This window comes from Streptomyces roseus, from assembly GCF_001044425.1.
GTDB lineage: Bacteria > Actinomycetota > Actinomycetes > Streptomycetales > Streptomycetaceae > Streptomyces > Streptomyces roseus.
In genome coordinates this window covers 7,728-25,673 of record NZ_LFML01000104.1, presented here as the reverse complement: position 1 = coordinate 25,673, position 17,946 = coordinate 7,728, and the positions used below count along the sequence as shown (strand labels likewise).

15 protein-coding genes are annotated in these 17,946 nt (G+C 72.8%); 5 read left to right on the top strand and 10 right to left on the bottom strand.

All coding sequences use genetic code 11. The features are described 5' to 3' along the window. Window positions 1–6 precede the first annotated feature (6 nt). Window positions 7–1,389, bottom strand: a complete 1,383-nt coding sequence (locus ACS04_RS24670) for a diacylglycerol/lipid kinase family protein (protein ID WP_048478940.1) — start codon at window positions 1,387–1,389, stop codon at window positions 7–9. Between the two features lie 396 nt (window positions 1,390–1,785). On the opposite strand from ACS04_RS24670, the gene ACS04_RS24665 reads away from it, so the two are divergent. Then, window positions 1,786–2,973: a cytochrome P450 family protein gene (locus ACS04_RS24665; protein ID WP_048478939.1), complete on the top strand. Its 1,188-nt coding sequence runs from the start codon at window positions 1,786–1,788 to the stop codon at window positions 2,971–2,973. Between the two features lie 27 nt (window positions 2,974–3,000). Here ACS04_RS24665 and ACS04_RS24660 read toward each other — a convergent pair whose 3' ends face one another. Further along, window positions 3,001–4,884 carry a copper resistance CopC/CopD family protein gene (locus ACS04_RS24660; RefSeq protein ID WP_245236527.1) on the bottom strand — a complete coding sequence of 628 codons (1,884 nt, stop codon included), beginning with the start codon at window positions 4,882–4,884 and terminating at the stop codon, window positions 3,001–3,003. Between the two features lie 541 nt (window positions 4,885–5,425). Here ACS04_RS24660 and ACS04_RS24655 point away from each other — a divergent pair. Next, complete coding sequence (locus tag ACS04_RS24655) at window positions 5,426–6,448, top strand: terpene synthase family protein (RefSeq protein WP_048478937.1); 1,023 nt, start codon at window positions 5,426–5,428, stop codon at window positions 6,446–6,448. 89 nt (window positions 6,449–6,537) lie between these two features. Here ACS04_RS24655 and ACS04_RS24650 read toward each other — a convergent pair whose 3' ends face one another. Genes ACS04_RS24650 through ACS04_RS24630 form a run of 5 tightly spaced genes read right to left on the bottom strand, consistent with a single transcriptional unit; the run spans window position 6,538 to window position 10,795 of the window. Next, window positions 6,538–7,968 (bottom strand): cytochrome P450, encoded by a 1,431-nt coding sequence (locus tag ACS04_RS24650; protein WP_053080937.1) that lies wholly within the window; start codon window positions 7,966–7,968, stop codon window positions 6,538–6,540. After that, on the bottom strand, window positions 7,965–8,588 hold the full coding sequence (locus ACS04_RS24645; protein ID WP_048478936.1) for a GTP-binding protein: 624 nt from the start codon (window positions 8,586–8,588) through the stop codon (window positions 7,965–7,967). The genes ACS04_RS24650 and ACS04_RS24645 overlap by 4 nt, the downstream gene beginning before the upstream one ends. Continuing rightward, window positions 8,569–8,925 carry a DUF742 domain-containing protein gene (locus tag ACS04_RS24640; RefSeq protein ID WP_048478935.1) on the bottom strand — a complete coding sequence of 119 codons (357 nt, stop codon included), beginning with the start codon at window positions 8,923–8,925 and terminating at the stop codon, window positions 8,569–8,571. The genes ACS04_RS24645 and ACS04_RS24640 overlap by 20 nt, the downstream gene beginning before the upstream one ends. Further along, a complete protein-coding gene (locus ACS04_RS24635; protein WP_048478946.1) occupies window positions 8,922–9,311 on the bottom strand; it encodes a roadblock/LC7 domain-containing protein in 390 nt (129 codons plus the stop codon). Before ACS04_RS24635 ends, ACS04_RS24640 begins: the two co-directional genes overlap by 4 nt. Before the next feature lie 20 nt (window positions 9,312–9,331). Next, a complete protein-coding gene (locus ACS04_RS24630; protein WP_158977487.1) occupies window positions 9,332–10,795 on the bottom strand; it encodes a sensor histidine kinase in 1,464 nt (487 codons plus the stop codon). Between the two features lie 785 nt (window positions 10,796–11,580). Here ACS04_RS24630 and ACS04_RS24625 point away from each other — a divergent pair. The 3 genes from ACS04_RS24625 (at window position 11,581) to ACS04_RS24615 (ending at window position 14,750) form a co-directional block, all read left to right on the top strand. Continuing rightward, on the top strand, window positions 11,581–12,174 hold the full coding sequence (locus ACS04_RS24625) for a hypothetical protein (protein WP_048478933.1): 594 nt from the start codon (window positions 11,581–11,583) through the stop codon (window positions 12,172–12,174). Between the two features lie 203 nt (window positions 12,175–12,377). Next, window positions 12,378–12,917 (top strand): EF-hand domain-containing protein, encoded by a 540-nt coding sequence (locus tag ACS04_RS35465; RefSeq protein WP_053080934.1) that lies wholly within the window; start codon window positions 12,378–12,380, stop codon window positions 12,915–12,917. Window positions 12,918–13,151: 234 nt separating this feature from the next. After that, complete coding sequence (locus ACS04_RS24615) at window positions 13,152–14,750, top strand: NAD(P)/FAD-dependent oxidoreductase (RefSeq protein ID WP_053080933.1); 1,599 nt, start codon at window positions 13,152–13,154, stop codon at window positions 14,748–14,750. 57 nt (window positions 14,751–14,807) lie between these two features. Here ACS04_RS24615 and ACS04_RS24610 read toward each other — a convergent pair whose 3' ends face one another. The 3 genes from ACS04_RS24610 to ACS04_RS24600 form a co-directional block, all read right to left on the bottom strand. Next, the gene (locus tag ACS04_RS24610; RefSeq protein WP_048478932.1) at window positions 14,808–15,848 is read right to left on the bottom strand and encodes an NAD(P)-dependent alcohol dehydrogenase; all 1,041 of its coding nucleotides are present in this window, start codon (window positions 15,846–15,848) and stop codon (window positions 14,808–14,810) included. Between the two features lie 167 nt (window positions 15,849–16,015). Next, window positions 16,016–16,966, bottom strand: coding sequence for an iron-containing redox enzyme family protein (locus ACS04_RS24605; protein WP_048478943.1), 951 nt, complete (start codon window positions 16,964–16,966; stop codon window positions 16,016–16,018). A 112-nt stretch (window positions 16,967–17,078) separates the two neighbouring features. Next, a complete protein-coding gene (locus tag ACS04_RS24600) occupies window positions 17,079–17,765 on the bottom strand; it encodes a HemK2/MTQ2 family protein methyltransferase (RefSeq protein ID WP_048478931.1) in 687 nt (228 codons plus the stop codon). Window positions 17,766–17,946 lie beyond the last annotated feature (181 nt).

Here is a 17,946-nt window from a genome sequence, read left to right as displayed (position 1 = left end):
CGTCGTTCAGGCGTCGGCGCGCCCCGTCGCGGCCCGTCCCATGGTCAGAGCCAGCTGCCGCACCCGGCGCCAGTCCATCGCGGCCGCGGCGCGCGGCACACCGGGACGGTGCCGGGGCACGCGTACGCGCAGTACGCCGGGGGCGATGCGGCAGCGCACGGGAGTGGACAGCACCAGGGCTTCGCCGTCGACACCGCAGGGGATGGCGGGCGCGTCGGCGTCGACGAGCACCTCACGGGCGGTGACGGCGGTCAAACCGCGCCCCTGGCGGCCGTGCAGCAGCAGCGCCGCCGCTTCGGCCGCGTTCGAGACCTGCACTCCGAGCATCCCGAGCTCACCGGAGTCGAGCCGCTCCCGGCGCCCGAGCCCGGCCGGATCGCCGTTCTGGTACGGGTTGTTGCTCACCAGCACGGCTTGGGGACCGTCCATGGTCAGCGCATCCGCTCGGACGCTCAGCCGCGACCCGCCGGACTGGGTCAGCAGCGCCGGCAGCATCTCCAGGATGGTGCCGGCCTTGTCGTCCCGGTAGGCCGGGCTCTGCACGACTTCCGCGTACACGCCGAACGAGGCGCTGTTGACGAAGACCCGCCCCGCGACCCCGGTAACCCCCGTGACCCCTGTGACCCCCGGGCCCCCTGTGGTCCCGTCCGCCGGCTCCCCCTCAAGGATGTAGCCGAGGTCGACGCGCAGTTCGACGCCGTCGGTCAGGGCCTCCAGACACCGGGAGGGATCCTGCCGGTCCAGGCCCAGGTCCATGGCGAAGTGGTTGCGCGTGCCCGCGCAGATCACCATGAACGGGATGTCGTGCTCCGCGGCCACGGCGGCGACCAGCGCCTGCGTACCGTCGCCGCCCGCGACCCCCAGCAGGTCGGCCCCGTCCTCGACGGCCTGCCGCGCCAGCTCGGCCACGTCCTGGCGACGGTCCGGATCCAGCAGGACCACCTCGGCGCCCAGGGCCCTGGCCCGCTCCGCCAGGCCGAACTTCTCGACCTTCCCGCCACCCGAGCGCGGATTCATGATCACGAAGGGCCGCTCGGCCCGGGCGGTGGAGCGCTCCGGCATGCCCTCGGCGTCCTCCGTGAGGGCGGCGCTGCCCGCGGCGACGGCCAGCGCCCACAGGGCGAGCGAGACCAGCACGACCCACAGCAGCCCGGCGGCCGCGTACAGGAGCAGCACCGCGAGCGGCGCCACGGCCACCAGCAGCCCGGCGAGCACCCTGATCCAGCCGGTGCGGGTGAGCATCCACCACACGCCTGCCGCCGTGAGGACCAGTCCGGCCCACCCCACGGCCATCAGCAGGAGGCTCGTGAAGCCGCCGAACAGCACCAGCACCGCGAGCGCCGCCAGGCCCGTCACCAGGGCCAGCCGCGCGGTCCAACGCCTGCTCATGGGACCTCCTCCCGCCGCTCCGCCTGACTGCCGGACCGAAGTCGGGCACCCCCTCAGGCTACGAGCGACGACCGCGCGCGGCCCGCCCACCGAGACGGCGGCGCGCCGCGCCGACCGGGCGATTGCGGCCCGGGCGGGCCCAAGCGGCCACCGCTCCCGTCCCGCCACTCCGCCGGCGGGAGCGCTGGTAGCGTGCTGCACCGGAGTGAATGCTCGTGAGCACGCCACGGAGGTCGTACAGGTGGAGGATGACGACCTGAGCGGTACGGAAGACCGCGGCGGTCTCGGCGAAGCACGCGGCGGTCTCGGCGAAGCACGTGGCGGTCTCGGCGAAGCACGCGGCGGTCTCGGCGAAGCACGTGGCGGTCTCGGCGAAGCACGCGGGGGTGCGGACTCGTGAGCACCCCGCGGCAGGACCCCCTGCGCGATCCGCGCTTCTTCGCCGACCCCTACCCCACCTACGAGCGGCTGCGCGAAGGCTGTCCGGTACAACGCGTCCCCACCGGCTCCGGCGGACGCCACGCATACCTGATCACCGGCCACGCCGAGGCCCGCGAGGCGTTCACCGACCCCCGTCTGTCCAAGGACACGGCCCGCTTCTTCGCCGGCCGGCCCTCGAACCGCGACCTGCACCCGGCGATCTGCCGCAACATGCTGGCGAGCGACCCGCCCGCGCACACCCGCCACCGGCGGGTGGCGACGCGGCTGTTCACCACCGGCCGCGTCCGGGAACTGCGCCCGTACATCACCCGGGTCGTCGACGACCTCATGAGCGCGTGGCGGCCGGGCACGGAGGTCGACCTGGTGGCGGACCTGGCGGTGCCCCTGCCGGTCACCGTCGTCTGCGAGCTGCTGGGGGTGCCGGAGTCCGACCGCGCCACGCTCGCCGGCTGGTCCCACGACCTCTTCGACGCGACCGACGACAGCCGTATCGACGCCGCCTCGCACCGGATCGGCGACCACCTGACCCACCTCGTCGACACGGCCCGCGCCACCCCCGGCGAGGGCCCGCTCCACGCCCTCGTGCGGGACTGCGAGGCGGGCGGCCTCGACCCGGACGAGACGGTCTCGCTGGCCGCCCTGCTCCTGGTGGCCGGGCACGAGACCACCACCCACCTCATCGGCAACTCCGTACTGGCCCTGCTCCGGCACCCGGAAACATTCCAGCGGCTGCGCCGGGACCCCCATCTGATCCCCGGCGCCCTGGACGAACTGCTGCGCTACGACTCCCCGGTGAGCGTGGCCACCTTCCGTCACAGCACGCAGGCCCTGCGCGTCGGCGGGGTCGACATCCCCGCGGGCTTCCCGGTGCTCATCGCCCCCGGGGCCGCCAACCGTGACCCGGCGGCGTACCCCGACCCGCACCGCCTCGACCTCGACCGCGACGCCGGCGGCCACCTCTCCTTCGGCCACGGCATCCACCGCTGCCCGGGCGCCCCCCTGGCCCGTACCGAGGCGGAAATCGCCCTCCGGGCGCTGGTGACCCGTTTCCCGGACGTCCGCCCGGCCCTCCCCGCGCACGCGCCGACCTGGCGCCGCACCCGCCTCACCCGGGGTTTGACCGCCCTCCCCCTGGTCCTCTGAACCCGGGGCCGGGGCGACGGTGGCCCGCTACCTCGGCGCCGCCGTGATGCGGACCGTGTCGTGCACGGTGACCTGGTCGATGTCGGTGGTGCGCACCGTGACGTCCAGGGTCCACACGCCGGGCATGGGGAGCCGCAGGTCGTACGCGGCCCAGTAGCCCTTCCGATCCTTGAGCCTGGCGTCGAGCGGGCCGATCCCCAGCTCTTCCCGGGTGAGCGTGAGGCGGAGTTCCGGGACGGTGGCGAGGCCGCCGTCCGCGGTGTAGACGACGGCTTCGACGGTGTTCTCGCCGACGCGGCCCGGCGTCAGCGTGATCTGCACCGTGCCCTGGTGGTTGGCCGTGCCCATGTCGAAGGGGACCGTGACCACCTTCACCTGCGGCTGCGCCGCGGAAGCCGCCGAGACCCGCTCGCCGGCGGCGCGGCCGGGCTGGGTGCCGGTGAGCACGGTGGTGATCACCAGGACCACGACACCGAGCACGGCTTCGGCGGTCACCATGCGGCGCAGGGCGCGCCGGTACGCGCCGGCGTCGAAGGCGGGCGGCTTCCTCCCGTCGCCCGGCCCCTCCCCAAAGGCGGTGCCGAGGTCCTGTCCCGCCGCGGGAGCGGGCGCCCCCACCGTCTGGGGTACCCGCACCCGCTCGGCCGCGGCGGGCACCGTCGGCGTCCGGGCGGACGGTGGCGCCTCGTGGACGAGGCGGGCGGTCCAGCGCCGGGAGAAGGACGCCGCGCACAGCACCAGGACCACCGCGGCGATCTTCACGAGGAGGACCTTGCCGTACGAGGTGGTGGACAGCGCCTCCCAGGAGCCGACTTGGCGCCAGGACTGGTACGCCCCGGTGCCGACCAGCACCGCGACGGCGCCGAAGGCCAGCGCCGAAAAACGGCCGATCGCCGCCGCCGGAACCTCCTGGCCGTCGGCGCCACGGCGCCGCAGCAGGAGCAGCAGGGTGACCAGGCCGCCCAGCCAGACCCCCATGGCCAGCAGGTGCAGGGCGGCGACGGGCACGGCGAGCGCCACCTGGGGACCGGCGGATGCGTGTTCCGCGGCGGCCCACGTGGCCGTCAGGGCCACCGCGAGCAGCGCGCCGCTCAACCGGAGGCGGGCCCCGGGGCCGGGGGCGTCCGGCCGCCGGCCCCACCGCCTGAGCAACACCGCGCCGAGCGCCAGGAGTACGAGACGTACGATCAGTGCTGCGCCGGGCCGCCCCGTGGCGGTACGGCCCAGCTGGGCCAGGTCGAACACCGAAGTCACCGGGGCCGCCGCCTCGTACGGGCCGCGCAGCAGCAACAGGGCCGTCGTGGAAGCCGTCAGCGCCGCCCACCCCACCGCCAGCGTCCTGCGTACCGGACGGACCGCTCCCGCCGCGGGCCAGCACAGCAGGACGAACGCGGCGGCGCCGAGGAGGAGGGCCAGACCGCTGTAGGCGACGTACCGGAAGACGCCGTGGAGGCGGGCGACCGCCGTGTCGTCCGGTGAGCCGGTCGCCACCACGGCGGCGGTCTCGGACGGTTGGCCGACGGAGAACACGAACGCGCCGGAGACCGGGTGGCCGTCGGCGGAGACGACCCGCCACGCCACCGTGTAGCTGCCCTCGGGCAGCTTGCCGGACAACTCCACCCGTGCGGTGTTGTCCTTGCCGTCCGCGTGCTGCGCGGGCCGCGGGTTCACGCGCTCGTTCTTCGGCGACAGGACCCGCAGCGAGTCGTCGGAGAAGCCGACCGACTCGGTGAAGGTGAGCGTGACGTACTGCGGCCCGTTCGTGAGGACGGCGCCGTCCGCGGGATCCGATCCGCTCAGACCCGCATGCGCGAAGGCCGGTCCGGCTCCGCCCAGGAGCAGGGCGAGCAGGGAGACGACCAGCACCAAGAGGGCCGACGACCGCCTCGGGGGCAGCGATCCACTGGGCATGAGGGCACGGTCTCCCGAACGGTGCGTGTCACCTGGGGCGACGGGGGCGGACTCTGGCGGGCTCGTACGGATCGAGGGACCTGGACGATAGTGCCGCCGACCCGGGAGTCCGTGTCTTTAAGCAACTTCGGCTAAAGACGGCGCGGAGAGCCCACAGGGGTGCCGCGCTGTCTGACGACGCCACCCAAGGATCGAATTTGAGCCAAACCCGCCCAGACTGATCGTTTCCTTTGCGTAATCCTGCTCTGATCGTGGCCGAAGACAACCGCATGGGGTTGCAGATCGGCCGCAGTGGGAAGGGTTGGTGCGCCAAATGGCGAGAACTAGTCGACGTCCGTCCCCGCAGTGGATCGTCACGCCCCGGCGCCGAACCGGCCCGGCCCGATCGTTCCCGAATGTGCAGCGCGTTCACGTCCTCGTATGACGCCGCGAGTCCCCGGCAGGCCGCTCATACCCCTGGCCTGGGACTTCCTTCCGACGACAGCCCGCTCGCACGTGTGGTCCGCACACCGGTGTGCGCCCCAAGGGAGGTAGGGATCCCATGAAAGTGCAGGACATCGAGCTGCCCGTACTGCGGATGCCGTACCCGGTGCGGCTGAATCCGTACCTGTCGGTTCTGCGCAAGGAGTCCGAGACGTGGGCGCGCGAGATGGGCATGCTGGCCGGTGATCAGGCGCCGTCCGCCCGGCCGATCTGGAGCCGGTCCCAGTTCCATGCGATGGCCGTCGACCAGTTGACCGCATGGACCCTCCCCGACGCCTCGCTCGCCGCGCTGCGGCTCAATCACCGGTTCAACCTCTGGGCCCTGGCCTGGGACGACTACTTCGCCTCCGCCTTCAAGCAGACGGGCGACCTCGCGGGCGCGCACGCCTTCACCGCCCGTCTCCACGACTTCCTGCCCCCGGAGCCGGACGCCTCGCTGCCCGAACCGGCCAACGCGATCGAGAGGGGCATGGCCGACCTCCAGCACCACCTGTTCCCGCCGAGACTCGCGCACTGGCGCCAGGGGCTCAACCGGGCGCTGGCACGTTACGTCGACGCCGGAGTCCAGGAACTGGTCAACAGCCGCGCCGGCCGCGTCCCCGACCTCATCGAGTACGCCCAGTTCCGCCGCGAGAGCTTCGCCGCCTACACCGCGCCCTACTCCGTCGAACTCGCCACCGGAGCACGAATACCCGAGCGGATCCGGCACAGCGGGACCGTCTGCGCCCTCCTCGACGCCTTCATGGACTACATGGGCCTGGCGAACGACATCGCCTCCTACCAGCGGGAGGTCCACGACGAGTACGACGTCAACAATCTCGTCGTCGTCCTGGAGACCTCCCTGGGCCTCACCGTCAAGGAGGCGATGCACGCCGCCGCGGACCTGGTCGGCGCCCGGCTGCGCCATTTCGAGCACCTCATACGCAACGAACTGCCCCCGCTCGTCCAGCGAGCCGGACTGGACCAGGGCGAACGGCTCCAACTGGAGGCCTGGCTGCGGGGCGCCTGGAGCTTCCTGTCCGGGCTCCACGCCTGGTACACCGGGGCGCCCCGGTACGCCCCCGGGGGCGTACCGGACTGAGGAGCCGGCGGACCGTGCCGCGCGCCAGCCCCTCGGCCCTGACGTCCGCCACGGCCCGGACGGTGGTGCGCCGGGCCGGGCGGGGGCCGTCACATGCCCAGGAACCGCCTCAGCCGCGCCCGCCACGACAGGCGGGGCACGGAATCCGGCATGCGCGGCGCGACGGGCATGCCGACGGCCGGCGGGGGCGGCGCGGGCAGCGGCGCCGTCAGGAGCTCTCGGGCCTCACGGGGCCGGGCCGCGAACTTCACGGGCAGCGCCGTCAGATGCCGGGCCCAGGTCGAGGAGCGCCAGGTGAGCTCGGACCCGGGAACGGCCAGGGTGATGTCGGGCAAGCGGGTGAGCAGGATGTCGATGCCGGTGTCCGCGATGACACGGCCGATGTCCTGGCCGGGGCATTCGTGGGCGCCGGCGCTGAAGGACAGGTGCGCGCGGTTGTGGTGCACGCGGGCCGAGGGATCCCGGCGGACCGCCTGGTCGACGTTGCCGGCGGCCAGGCCGAGCAGCAGCATGTCGCCCGCCTTGATCTCCTGCCCTCCGAGGGTGGTGTCGCCGGTGGCCCAGCGACCCGGGCACACCATCAACGGAGGCTCGTCCCAGAGCACTTGCTCCACGGCTTCGGGCAGGGTCATCTGGCCGCCGGCCAACGACCCGCGGAACCGCGGGTCGGTGACCGCCATCCGCAGCACGTTGGCCATGAGATTGGCGGTGGTCTCGTAGCCGGCGAGCAGGATCAGGCGCAGGTGGTGCTGCACCTCCTCGTCACTGAGGCCGGCCGGGTGGGCCATGAGCACGGAGGCGATGTCCGGTCCCGGCCGGGCGCGCTTCGCGGCGACGAGCTCCTTCAGGGTCTCCAGCACATAGGCGTTGCTGGCGAGCGAGGTCTCGGTGGCCTTGAAGAGGTCCCGGGCGGCGTGGACGAGCCGGGGCGCGTCCTCGTCCGCCATGCCGAGCAGACGGGTGAGGACGAGCATGGGCAGGGGTTCGGCGAACTCGCCCACCAGCTCCGTCCTGCCGTTCTCGCTGAAGTCGTCGATCAGCTGGTGTGCGAAGCGGGTGATGTGACGGCGGATCCCGCGCTGGTCGAACTGGTTGAGTCCGGCGGTGACGGCGCCGCGCAGGCGCTGGTGTTCCTCGCCGTCGGCGCACACGCAGTCGGGGCGCCAGCCGATCATCGGCACGAGCGGCGAGGTCTCGGGGTCGATCTCGCCGCTCCTCCAGCCGTGCCAGGTGCGGGGGTCGCGGGAGAACTGGGTGGAGCGGGTGGCCACGTCGCGGTTTTCGAGGTAGCCGAGTACGAGCCAGGCGCGCACGTCCCCTTCGAGCAGGACGGGCGCCACCGGCCCGTGTTCGGCTCTCAGCTTCTCGTACAGGCCCATGGGGTCGGTCTCGGCGGCGACGCCGTGCAGCCGGGTCGCTCCCCCGGCACCGGTGGCGGCGTGTGCGGCGTGGGCCGGGCAGCCCGGGGGCGGGAGGAGACCCGGTTCGGTCGTGGTGCGGTCGGAGGGCGGGACGGTCATGCGGACTCCTGGGCGGCGGCGAGGGTGCACAGGTAGCCCATCAGCGAGAGCAGGGCGTCACGGCATGACGCCCGGTCGCGCGCGTCACAGGTGACGATGGGCACGGATTCGTTGAGGTCCAGGGCGGTCCGCAGGACCGACATCGGGTGCTGTGGGGCCTCGGGGAAGGAGTTGACGGCCACGACGAAGGGGACGCGGCGGTCTTCCAGGCGGGTGATGATCTCGAAGCAGACTTCGATCCTGCGGGTGTCGACGAGGACCACGGCGCCGAGCGCGCCTTCGAAGATGCCGTTCCACAGGAACCAGAAGCGCTCCTGGCCCGGCGTTCCGAAGAGGTAGAGGATCAGCTCCTCGTTGATGCTGATGCGGCCGAAGTCCATGGCGACGGTGGTGGTCTTCTTGCCCTCGGCGCCGGGATTCTGGTCGATGCCGATGCCGGCCTGGGTCATGGTCTCTTCGGTCGTCAGGGGCGAGATCTCGCTCACCGCCCCGACCATCGTCGTCTTGCCGACGCCGAAGCCGCCGACGATCACGACCTTGACTCCCCTGGCGCCGTGCGGCAGCAGCATGTCGGTGCCGCGGGGGCCGGCGGCCGGTACCTCAGAGATTGCGTAGTCCATGGATCACCGCCTCCAGAAGGCCGAGTTCGGGGACCGCGGCGACCGGGACCGGGGCGATCGCCTCGACCCGCCCGTCCTCGACGAGCTGGGAGAGCAGGGCCGTGAGGACGCTGAACGGCAGGGTGAGATACGCGGATATCTCGGCCACCGACAGCGGGTACTGGCACATGGCGAGGATCGCCGCCTGCTCGGGCTGCATCGCGGGTTCGGGTGCGGACCTCGATGTGATGAGGGTGACCAGGTTGAAGGCCTTGGCCGACGAACCGGGGCCACCGGAGATGACGTACAGAGGAACGGGACTGCCTTCGTCCCAGGCTCCGTGGTGCTTTGACGTCACATCGCCTGCCCGACGTCATCGCGAGGGGGGCTCGTCAGGTGCTGGCCGATCCTGAACACGAGCGTACGCATGCGGTCGCCCAGCAGCCCCGCGTCCACCTCCTCATCGGCCAGGACCGCGAGGTAGGCCCCGGGTCCGGCCGCCATCAGGGAGAAGTAGCCGCCGTCGACCTCGATCCCGACCATGCGCGTCGAGCCGTCCCCGTGCGGGAACTTCTGCGCGATGGCCCGCGCCAGGCTCTGCATTCCCGAGCAGGCCGCGGCGATCGCGTCGGCGGTGTCGGTCTCCGTGTTCGCCTGACCGATGCACAGGCCGTCCGACGAGAGCGCGACGACGTGTCGCACGTAAGGGACGCTGGACGCGAGTTCCTTGAGCATCCAGTCCATGTTGGGCAGTGGCGTCACGGTTACTCATCCTCATCTGATGACTCGCGCTGGACGGAAGGGCCGGTACCCGATCTCTTCTCACCGTTGAACGCCTCCCACATCAGGCCCGGCTGCCGGCCCGCGCCGGCCGATCCGGGGGAGACGGCCGGGACAACGGGGGGTTGGGGCGCCGTGCGGACGACCGGTGTGGGGACGGGGGATTCGCGCCGGCGCTGCGGCAGCCCGTTCGTGGTCTGGCCGGCCTCGACGGGATCCCGGGTCGCCGTCGGCCTCGGACCCGGGCCGACCGTCAGCCTCGGACCCATCGCAGGGGCGGTGCGCCTCGGCACGAACGGCTGTACTCTCTGCGGCGGTTGCTCGACGGTGGTGATCAGGCGCCGCGGAACGAGCACCACGGCCCGCACTCCCCCGTACGCGGAGAGGCGCAGATCGACCTCGAGGCCGTTCTCGCGGGCCAGCCTGCTGACGACGGGCAGGCCGAGCTGCGTCGCCTCGCCCAGGTCGGCCAGCTCCAGGCTGGAGGACGCCTGGGCCATCACGCGGTCGATGCGCCGGCGGACCTCCTCGGTGAGTCCGACCCCGCGGTCCTCGATCTCGATGGCGATGCCGGACGGCACCTCGCTCGCGCTCACCTCGACCGGGGTGTGCGGGGGCGAGAAGGTGGTGGCGTTGTCGAGCAGTTCGGCGAGCAGGTGGATCAAGGGCTCCGCCCCGGGACCGGTGACGGCCACCTCCGTCACCGACTGCAGCTTCACACGGGGGTAGTCCACGATGCGGGACATGGCGCCCCGCAGGACGTCGTAGAGCGGGATCGCCTTCGACCACTGGCGGCCGGGCCGGGCGTCACCCAGCACCGCGACGCTGGCCGCCAGCCGCCCGATCAGGGCGTTGCGGTGGTCGATGGCCTGGAGGCCGTGGGAGACGACGAGGTCCGTACCGTGCAGGATCTGCATGTCACGGAGGTCCTTGGCGAGCTGGTGCACGATCGCCTGGACCCGGCGCGCGATGGCCACCATGGCCCGCTGGGAGGAGTCCCGGGTCTGCTCCTCGGCCTCCACCGCTTCCAGGAGCGTCCGCAGGGCGGCCCTGAGGGCTTCCGCGAAGTCGCCGTCGAGATGCTCCCCGAACCTGACGGCCTGCAGGATCTCGCTGGCGGGGTCGCCGTTCTTCATGCGGGCGACGGCCGCGGGGAGCAGTTCCTCGGCGAGCCACACCACGGTGGCCCGCTGATCGGACAGGCGCCCGAACAGGGCCGCTTCGCGTTGCGCGTAGTACTGCTGCACATCGGCGGTCACCCGTGCGTACCGGGCCTGCTCCGCCGCGCGCGCTCTGCGTGCCGTCTCGGCCGAGGTGACGACCGTCAGGACCACCGCGACGAGACCGCACCAGGCAACCGGCGGCCGTATCTGCGCCGGGACGAGGACCAGCGCTATGCCGCATGCCCCGGCCAGCAGGCCGGGAGGGATGAGCCATGCCGGAGCCAACGCACGTGGCGGGCCTCCGGGGGTTGAACCGGTACGAACCATCGAGGGGTCCCTAAACAGTCTGGAATGAGTGGACTGGGGGTGGTGCGGTGCGGCGGCGGGAGCGGCCGGGAGGCCGGCCGGCCGGGCGCGAGCGGCGTCATGGACGACTCCGACGGGTCGGTTCGAGCTCGCATCGGTCCTCACGCCTCCCTACGGACGGGCCTCTCCTGCGCGCGCGGCACGACACTCGGTCACTCGCTGTGAGTGCAGCGCAACACGCAGGGGAGAATAGTCAGTTCGGGTACACCATGTGACCTTGCTGGAACGGGAACGTCCGCGTTGACCGACCTGGAACCGCAATTGATCGATCCCTGTCACGACTCACACCGCCGACGCATGGAATCGACCGCATCTGGCAGGGCGGGCGGCCGCGGCTCCCTGCCCGGAGGGCGCACCGCCTCCTCGCGGGGGAGGTCCGGGCGGGGGGCCCGGCGGCGCGGGGACCGATACGGACATGTGCTCTTCCCACCGGCAGGATCGCGTGCCGCCCCAAGGCGCCGGCCGGCCGGCGCGCGAGGGCGGGCGTCCGTCGGGGTTCCGGCCGGGAGCCGTGCGCCGGCGGTCAACGCACGACCCGCGCGCGCCACCCGTTCAAGTGAGTCCCGCGCATCGCCGTTGACGGCCCCCGATCCCCTCCCGGTCGACACCCCGGGGGATCCGGGGGGACCATGGAAAGGCGCGAGCGCTCCGCCGACGCGGTCCGCCCTCCGCGCTCCCCCTCGACATCCGATGGGAGCACCCTCATGTACCGACGCACCCGACGCGCCGTGGTCGCGTCCCTGCTCGTCTCCTCGGTCGTATGTGGTGGCGCCGTCGCCCTCGCACCCGCCGCGGGCGCCCTCGCACCCTCCGCCGGCGCGGCGGCACCAGCCGCCAGCTGTACGGTCACGCCCGGGCCGAACGACACGTACGTCACGATCTCCGGCGAGGGGTTCACCGGACCTCGCAAGCTCAACGACGGCGAGAGCACCGTGGACCTGGCGATCGGTCCTGACGGCACGTTCCTCGTGAAGCGGTTCCAGAAGAACGTCGACTACACCGTCCTCGCGGTGAACGAAGACCAGAACTTCATCTTCGTGAACTGCAAGAAGGTCGGCGCGCCGCAGAACCCGAAGCCGCAGAACCCGCAGAACACGACCCCGGTCCAGCCCGGTTCCCGGCGCGACGTCGCCCAGGGCCGTGCGGCGGGAGCCCAGGCGGGCACCGCCGCGGCAGCCAAGAGCTGCGCCACGAAGCCGGTCCCGGACAAGAGCGGCGCGCAGCACAGCGACGCCTACTGGCAGGCCTGGACCCAGGCGGCCAACCGCTCCTTCAACCGGGTGTGCAACGCCGGCTGAGCGCTGCCCCGCCCTGGCGAACCCTTTCGCCTGTCCCCGCTCTTCCCCGACGGGTCCGTGCCGCCGGCCCCCTGCTGACGAATGGCCGAAATCCGACGACCGAGAGGGCAGTCGGCGGCATGCACCAAGGTCACGGCATGTGGTTTCCTGTTCCCCGTCTCGCACCGTGACGAGACGACCACGCAACGTAAGGGGATGGTGCCGTGAGCGTTCTGGACATCAAGTTGGAGCGGGCGTTCGACGTCTTCGACTCGGACCGCGACGGGCGGCTCGTGAAGTCGGACGTGATCGGCCTCTCGGATCAGCTGGCCGAGTCACGCGGCTACGCTCCGGACGCCGTGGCCGGGCTCCGGAACTCGCTGGCGGACCTGTGGGACACCGTCTTCCACCAGATGGACAAGAACGACGACGGAGCGGTCGACCGGCAGGAGTTCCGGGCGGCGTTCCGGGCGCGCATCGTCACGGACCAGAACCGGATCTGGGAACGGATCCGGAACATGAGCAACGCCTGGACCGAGCTCGGCGACCGCGACGGCGACGGCATGCTGAGCCGCGAGGAGTACACCGACCTGCTGCACGGCATGTTCCGCCTGCCCCGGGAGACCTTCGACGAGGCCTTCAACCAGCTGGACCTGGACGGTGACGGGCAGTTGAGCCGGGAGGAGATCAGCTCCGCGATGAAGGAGTACTACACGAGCGAGAACTACGCGGCGCGCGGGAACCAGTTCTTCGGCCGCCTCTGAGCGGCAGCGGGGCGCCGGGAGCGAACCCCGGCCCGCGCTCCCGTGCCCTCGCGTCCCGGTCGGCGGCCGCCGAGCCGCCGACCGGCCGCTGCCGGGCCCGCCGTACCGTCGGCTTCCGCAACCCGGCCCGGCCGGATCCGGCCGAACCCACCGCACCGTATCGCCCCGTCCCGCGCCCCCGCCCGTCGGGCGCGGGCGGAGGCCGATCTCCCACACCCACCTGGAGGACCTCTGATGGTCAATGCCGCACTGCCGGTGATCCTGCTCTGCGACCCCGATCCGCTCCGACGCGATGAGACGGCCGCGCTGGTGCAGGGCTGGTACCGGAACTCGTTCCGCGTGCTCCAGGTCGCGGGACCGGCGGAAGTGGCCCGGACGCTGACGGCGCTTGCCGACCGGAAGGTACCGGTCGCCGCCGTCCTCGCGGACGAGGCCCCCGACTCCGGCGCCGCGCACCCCGGAGTGCGCTGGCTGCCGCTGGCCGCGCACTTCGGCGCCGTGCCCGGTGCCCGCACCGAAGGGGCTCCGGGCGGCGAGAGCCCGGCCGAGCACCTCCGGGGCGCTCTCGACGACTCCCTGTGCACGTGGAGTGCCGACTGCCAGGGGGCTCTGCCCACCGCCGAGGTGCGCGGCAGCCGCTTCTCGCCCGCCGCGTACGCGGTGCGCGACTTCCTCGGGCGCAGTGGCGTCCTCTTCCGGTGGCTGCCCGAAGAGGACGTCCGCGATGCGCCGGTGACCGTACGGCTGGGCGACGGAACGGAGATGGTGGACCCCTCGCTCAGCGCGCTGGCCGAGCGGCTCGGCCTCATCCGGCCCGCCGCGCAGGACCACTACGACGTCGCGGTGATCGGCGGCGGTCCCGGCGGGCTGTCCGCGGCGGTGTACGCCGCCGCCGAGGGCATGAGCGTGGTGGTGATCGAGGACGACGCGCCCGGCGGACAGGCGGGCACGACCTCGCGGATCGAGAACTACCTCGGATTTCCCGTCGGGCTCACGGGCGCCGACCTGGCCCAGCGCGCCTTGCAGCAGGCCCGGCGGGCCCGCGTCGAGTGGCAGCCCACCCGGGTGGCCAGTCGGGTGACCCCGACCGGTTCGGGCGGCCACACCGTCGATTTCGTCAAGGCCGGGACCGACGAGTCGGCCTCGGTGACCGCGGCCGCGGTCGTGGTCGCCACGGGCGTGGACTGGAACCGGCTGACGGCCCCCGGCGTCGACCGCCTCCTCAACTCCGGCGTGTACTACGGGTCCTGCCTGTCCGACGCGCCCTCGACCGCCGGGGAGGACGTGTACATGGTGGGCGCGGGCAACTCCGCCGGCCAGGCCGCCCTCTACTTCGCGCGCTACGCCCGCTCCGTGACCCTGCTCGTGCGCGGCGGCGACCTCGGCGCGTCCATGTCGAACTACCTGGTGCAGCGGATCGAGCGGACCCCGGGCCTCCAGGTCCTGCTGGGCACGGAAGTGGCGGAGTGCCTCGGCGGGTCGACGCTCACCGGGCTGAAGCTGCGGGACCGCCGGGGCGGGGAGCGCACCGTTGCCGCGCACTGCCTGTACGTCCTGATCGGCGGGCGCCCGTCCACCCAGTGGCTCGGCGACACGCTGGCGCTCGACGACCGCGGCTACGTCCTGACCGGCAGCGGCGGAGCCGCCCCGGACGCGCTGCCGATGGAGACGAGCCTGCCCGGGGTGTTCGCCGTGGGCGACGTACGCTCCGGTTCGGTCAAGCGGGTCGGGGCCGCGGTGGGCGAAGGGGCCGCGGTGGCACAGTCGTTGGTCGAGTACCGGCGGCGCCATCCGGAGCGTTTCCAGGACGCGCGCGTGTCCTGCGGGTTCTGACCCGGGCGCCGGGTCTGCCGTCGGCGCCGGGCGCTCGCCGCCGGGCCCGGCGCCCGCTCAGACGGTGGCGGTGTCGATGACGAAGCGGTAGCGGACGTCGCTGGCGAGGACGCGCTCGTAGGCCTCGTTGATCTCGTCCGCCCCGATCGTCTCGATGTCCGCCACCACCCCGTGCTCGGCGCAGAAGTCCAGCATCTCCTGGGTCTCGGGGATGCCGCCGATGCCCGAGCTGCTCATGCTCCGCCGGAGGCCGAACAAGGACTGCATGTCGACCTCCGCCGCCTCCTCCGGCATGCCGAGGTTGACCATGGCCCCGTCCGTGCGCAGCAGCGAGAAGTACGCGCCGAAGTCGAGCGGGGCGGAGACCGTGTTGAGGATGAGGTCGAGGCTGCCGGCGAGGTCCGTGAACGTGGCCGGGTCGGCGGTGGCGTGGTAGTGATCGGCGCCCATCCGCAGGCCGTCGTCCTTCTTGCGCAGGCTCTGGGAGAGCACGGTGACCTCGGCCCCCAGTGCGTGAGCGATCTTCACGCCCATGTGGCCGAGCCCGCCGAGCCCCACGACGGCGACCGACCTGCCGGGTCCGGCGTTCCAGTGCCGCAGCGGCGAGTACGTGGTGATCCCCGCGCACAGCAGCGGGGCGGCGGCGTCCAGCGGCAGGGCGTCGGGGATGCGCACCACGAAGTCCTCGTCGACGACGATCTTCTGCGCGTAGCCCCCGTACGTGGGCTGCCCGTCCTTGCCGACGGAGTTGTACGTCCAGACGGGGCCGTCGCTGCAGTACTGCTGCAGTCCCGCGCGGCAGTTCACGCACACCCGGCAGGAGTCGACCATGCAGCCGACGCCGACCCGGTCACCGATCGCGTACTTCGTCACCCCGGAACCGGTTTCGGCCACGACGCCCGCGATCTCGTGCCCGGGGACCATCGGGAAGATCGCCTTGCCCCAGCCCTCACGGACCTGGTGGATGTCGGAGTGGCAGATGCCGACGAAGGCGATGTCGATCAGTACGTCCTTCTCGCCGACGGCGCGGCGGGAGACGGTCGTACGCTCCAGCGGTGCCTTGGCGGCGGGTGCGGCCCAGGCGGCAACGGTGGTCATGGGAGTACGTCCCCTTTCCCAGGGCCCCCCAGGATCCGGTTGCGGCGTGACCGGCCGTGAGCCGGCGTGGTCCGCTCCTCCCCCATTGTCGGTGCCCGGCCCGCCGTTGTCGCCCGCGCGGCCGCCGGGGACACGGGAGCCGGGCAGCGAACCGGGCCGTACGCGGCTCAGTCCGGGGGCGGCAACGGCGTGCGCAGGGCGCTGCCACCCCGGTCCCAGGCCTCCCCGATGTACGTCGCGAGCCGGTCCTCCAGCAGGACGGTCGCGGCGCACCCGAAGGCGATGTCTTCTTCCAGCTGCGGCTCGTCCGCGAGCAGGCCGCCGATGACCTCGTGGCGTACGACCTGCTCGTGGACGGCGTCGGCCTCCACGTGCTCGGCGTAGAAGTGCTCGGCCGCGGGTCCGGCGCCGCAGCGCCGCATGGCCTTGGCCAGGCGCCTGGACCCGGGTGACGAGGTGACCTCGACACACGCGAAATGGCCGACGAGGGCGCCCCGCCGGGACCGGTGCAGGCCGAAGAGGGACATCAGGTTCACGGTCGCGAGCAGCGGCGCCGGCGCCCGGTCCAGGTAGCGTCCGTACGCGGGGTCCAGGCCGAGGTCGGTCATGAGGTCCGCGAACAGCTGCGCGTGGACGCGGTCGGCGCGGCCGGCGCCGAACTCGTCGTACTCGATGGCGACCATGGCCGCCTTGGCCCGGCCGGTGAGCCTCGGGATCACCCAGGCGTGCGGGTCGGCCTCCTTGAGGTGGTAGACCGAGCGCAGGGCCGCGTACTCCCGCAGCTGCCAGAGCTCGCCGCGGGTTTCGAGGCGGTGGCTGAGGCTGTCGGAGAGGTCGACGGGCTCCACGAGCAGCGGCGCGAAGGCCTCCTCGACCGTTCGGGGAACGTCCGGCAGGTCGGTGCGCAGGGCGTGCAGGAAACGGGTCTCCAGGGCTTGGCGCAGCCGCAGCAGGTCGGGATCCCATTCGCGCTCGTCGTCCACGCCGTCGAAGCCGCGGTAGTGCAGCTCGTAGAGGAGGTGGAGCGCGAGCTGGAGGTCCTCCCCCCACGGATCGGCCATCAGTACGGAGGCCGCCGTGTACGCGGGCGGGGCGCCGGAGCGCAGCGCCGCGGCCACGGCAGCGGAGAGCTCGCCCCGTGCCTCGACGAGGGGCGGTCCCTGCGGCTTGGCCGGGACCGGGCGGGCAGAGGGGGGCGCCGGGGCCGCGGACGCAACCGGGGCGCGGCGGTCAGTGGTGCCGGGCACGGATCACCACCAGCTCTTCCCATTCCTCGGCCTCGGCGGCCAGGCCCCGGCGCTCCAGCCAGGACCGCCGCGAGCGCAGTACGGGCCCCCACGCCACGGTCGCCCTCGCCGTGACCTGGGCCTCCAGGCCCTCGCCGGCCAGCCGTCGGAGGGTCTCCTCGGTGCCGCACATCCCCGAGTGCACCATGAGCAGGACGCCGCCGGGCCGCAGCAGCCGGGGGGCTCCGGCGCAGAGCCGGTCGATGACCGCGCGCCCGTCCGGGCCGGCGTCCCAGGCCCGCTCCGGCCCGCGTGACGGCAGTCGCTCGCCCGGAGCGGGGACGTACGGCGGGTTGGACAGCACCAGGTCGTACCGGCGACCGCCGGCACGTGCCGCGAAGTCGCCGTGGACGACGCGCAGGGGGAGCCTGCGCCGCAGGGCGTTCAGACGGGCGGTGACCACGGCGGGCCAGGAAACGTCCACCGCCGTCACGCGGGCGCCGGTGCCGGCGGCCTGCAGGGCGAGCCCGCCCGTGCCCGTGCCGATCTCCAGTACTTCGGAGCCCGGGCCGAGGTCCTCGTGGGCGAGCGCTTGCGCCAGGAGTGCCGTATCGGCCTGCGGCCGGTACACGCCCGGCAGGGCGATCAGTCCGACGGGCAGGGCGCCCGGGCTCACAGCCGTAGGGGTCACGCAGGCCTCCTGTATCGCGAGCGGTCCGCGACGGGCGGGCCGCGGCCATGGTCGACAGGCTGCGGCTGCCCCCTTCGGGGCGGTCCAGACACCATGCGGCCGATCTTCAGAGGATCAGACAGAAAATGCGAAACTACTACGTATCAACACATGCCGGGCATGGACCGCCGCCGCACACAGG

Excerpts from the sequence above, each read along its gene's own strand:
- ACS04_RS24670 (WP_048478940.1), bottom strand. The coding sequence starts at position 1,389 with ATGAGCAGGCGTTGGACCGCGCGGCTGGCCCTGGTGACGGGCCTGGCG.
- ACS04_RS24660 (WP_245236527.1), bottom strand. The coding sequence starts at position 4,884 with ATGCCCAGTGGATCGCTGCCCCCGAGGCGGTCGTCGGCCCTCTTGGTG.
- ACS04_RS24655 (WP_048478937.1), top strand. The coding sequence starts at position 5,426 with ATGAAAGTGCAGGACATCGAGCTGCCCGTACTGCGGATGCCGTACCCG.
- ACS04_RS24650 (WP_053080937.1), bottom strand. The coding sequence starts at position 7,968 with ATGACCGTCCCGCCCTCCGACCGCACCACGACCGAACCGGGTCTCCTC.
- ACS04_RS24645 (WP_048478936.1), bottom strand. The coding sequence starts at position 8,588 with ATGGACTACGCAATCTCTGAGGTACCGGCCGCCGGCCCCCGCGGCACC.
- ACS04_RS24635 (WP_048478946.1), bottom strand. The coding sequence starts at position 9,311 with ATGGACTGGATGCTCAAGGAACTCGCGTCCAGCGTCCCTTACGTGCGA.
- ACS04_RS24625 (WP_048478933.1), top strand. The coding sequence starts at position 11,581 with ATGTACCGACGCACCCGACGCGCCGTGGTCGCGTCCCTGCTCGTCTCC.
- ACS04_RS24615 (WP_053080933.1), top strand. The coding sequence starts at position 13,152 with ATGGTCAATGCCGCACTGCCGGTGATCCTGCTCTGCGACCCCGATCCG.
- ACS04_RS24610 (WP_048478932.1), bottom strand. The coding sequence starts at position 15,848 with ATGACCACCGTTGCCGCCTGGGCCGCACCCGCCGCCAAGGCACCGCTG.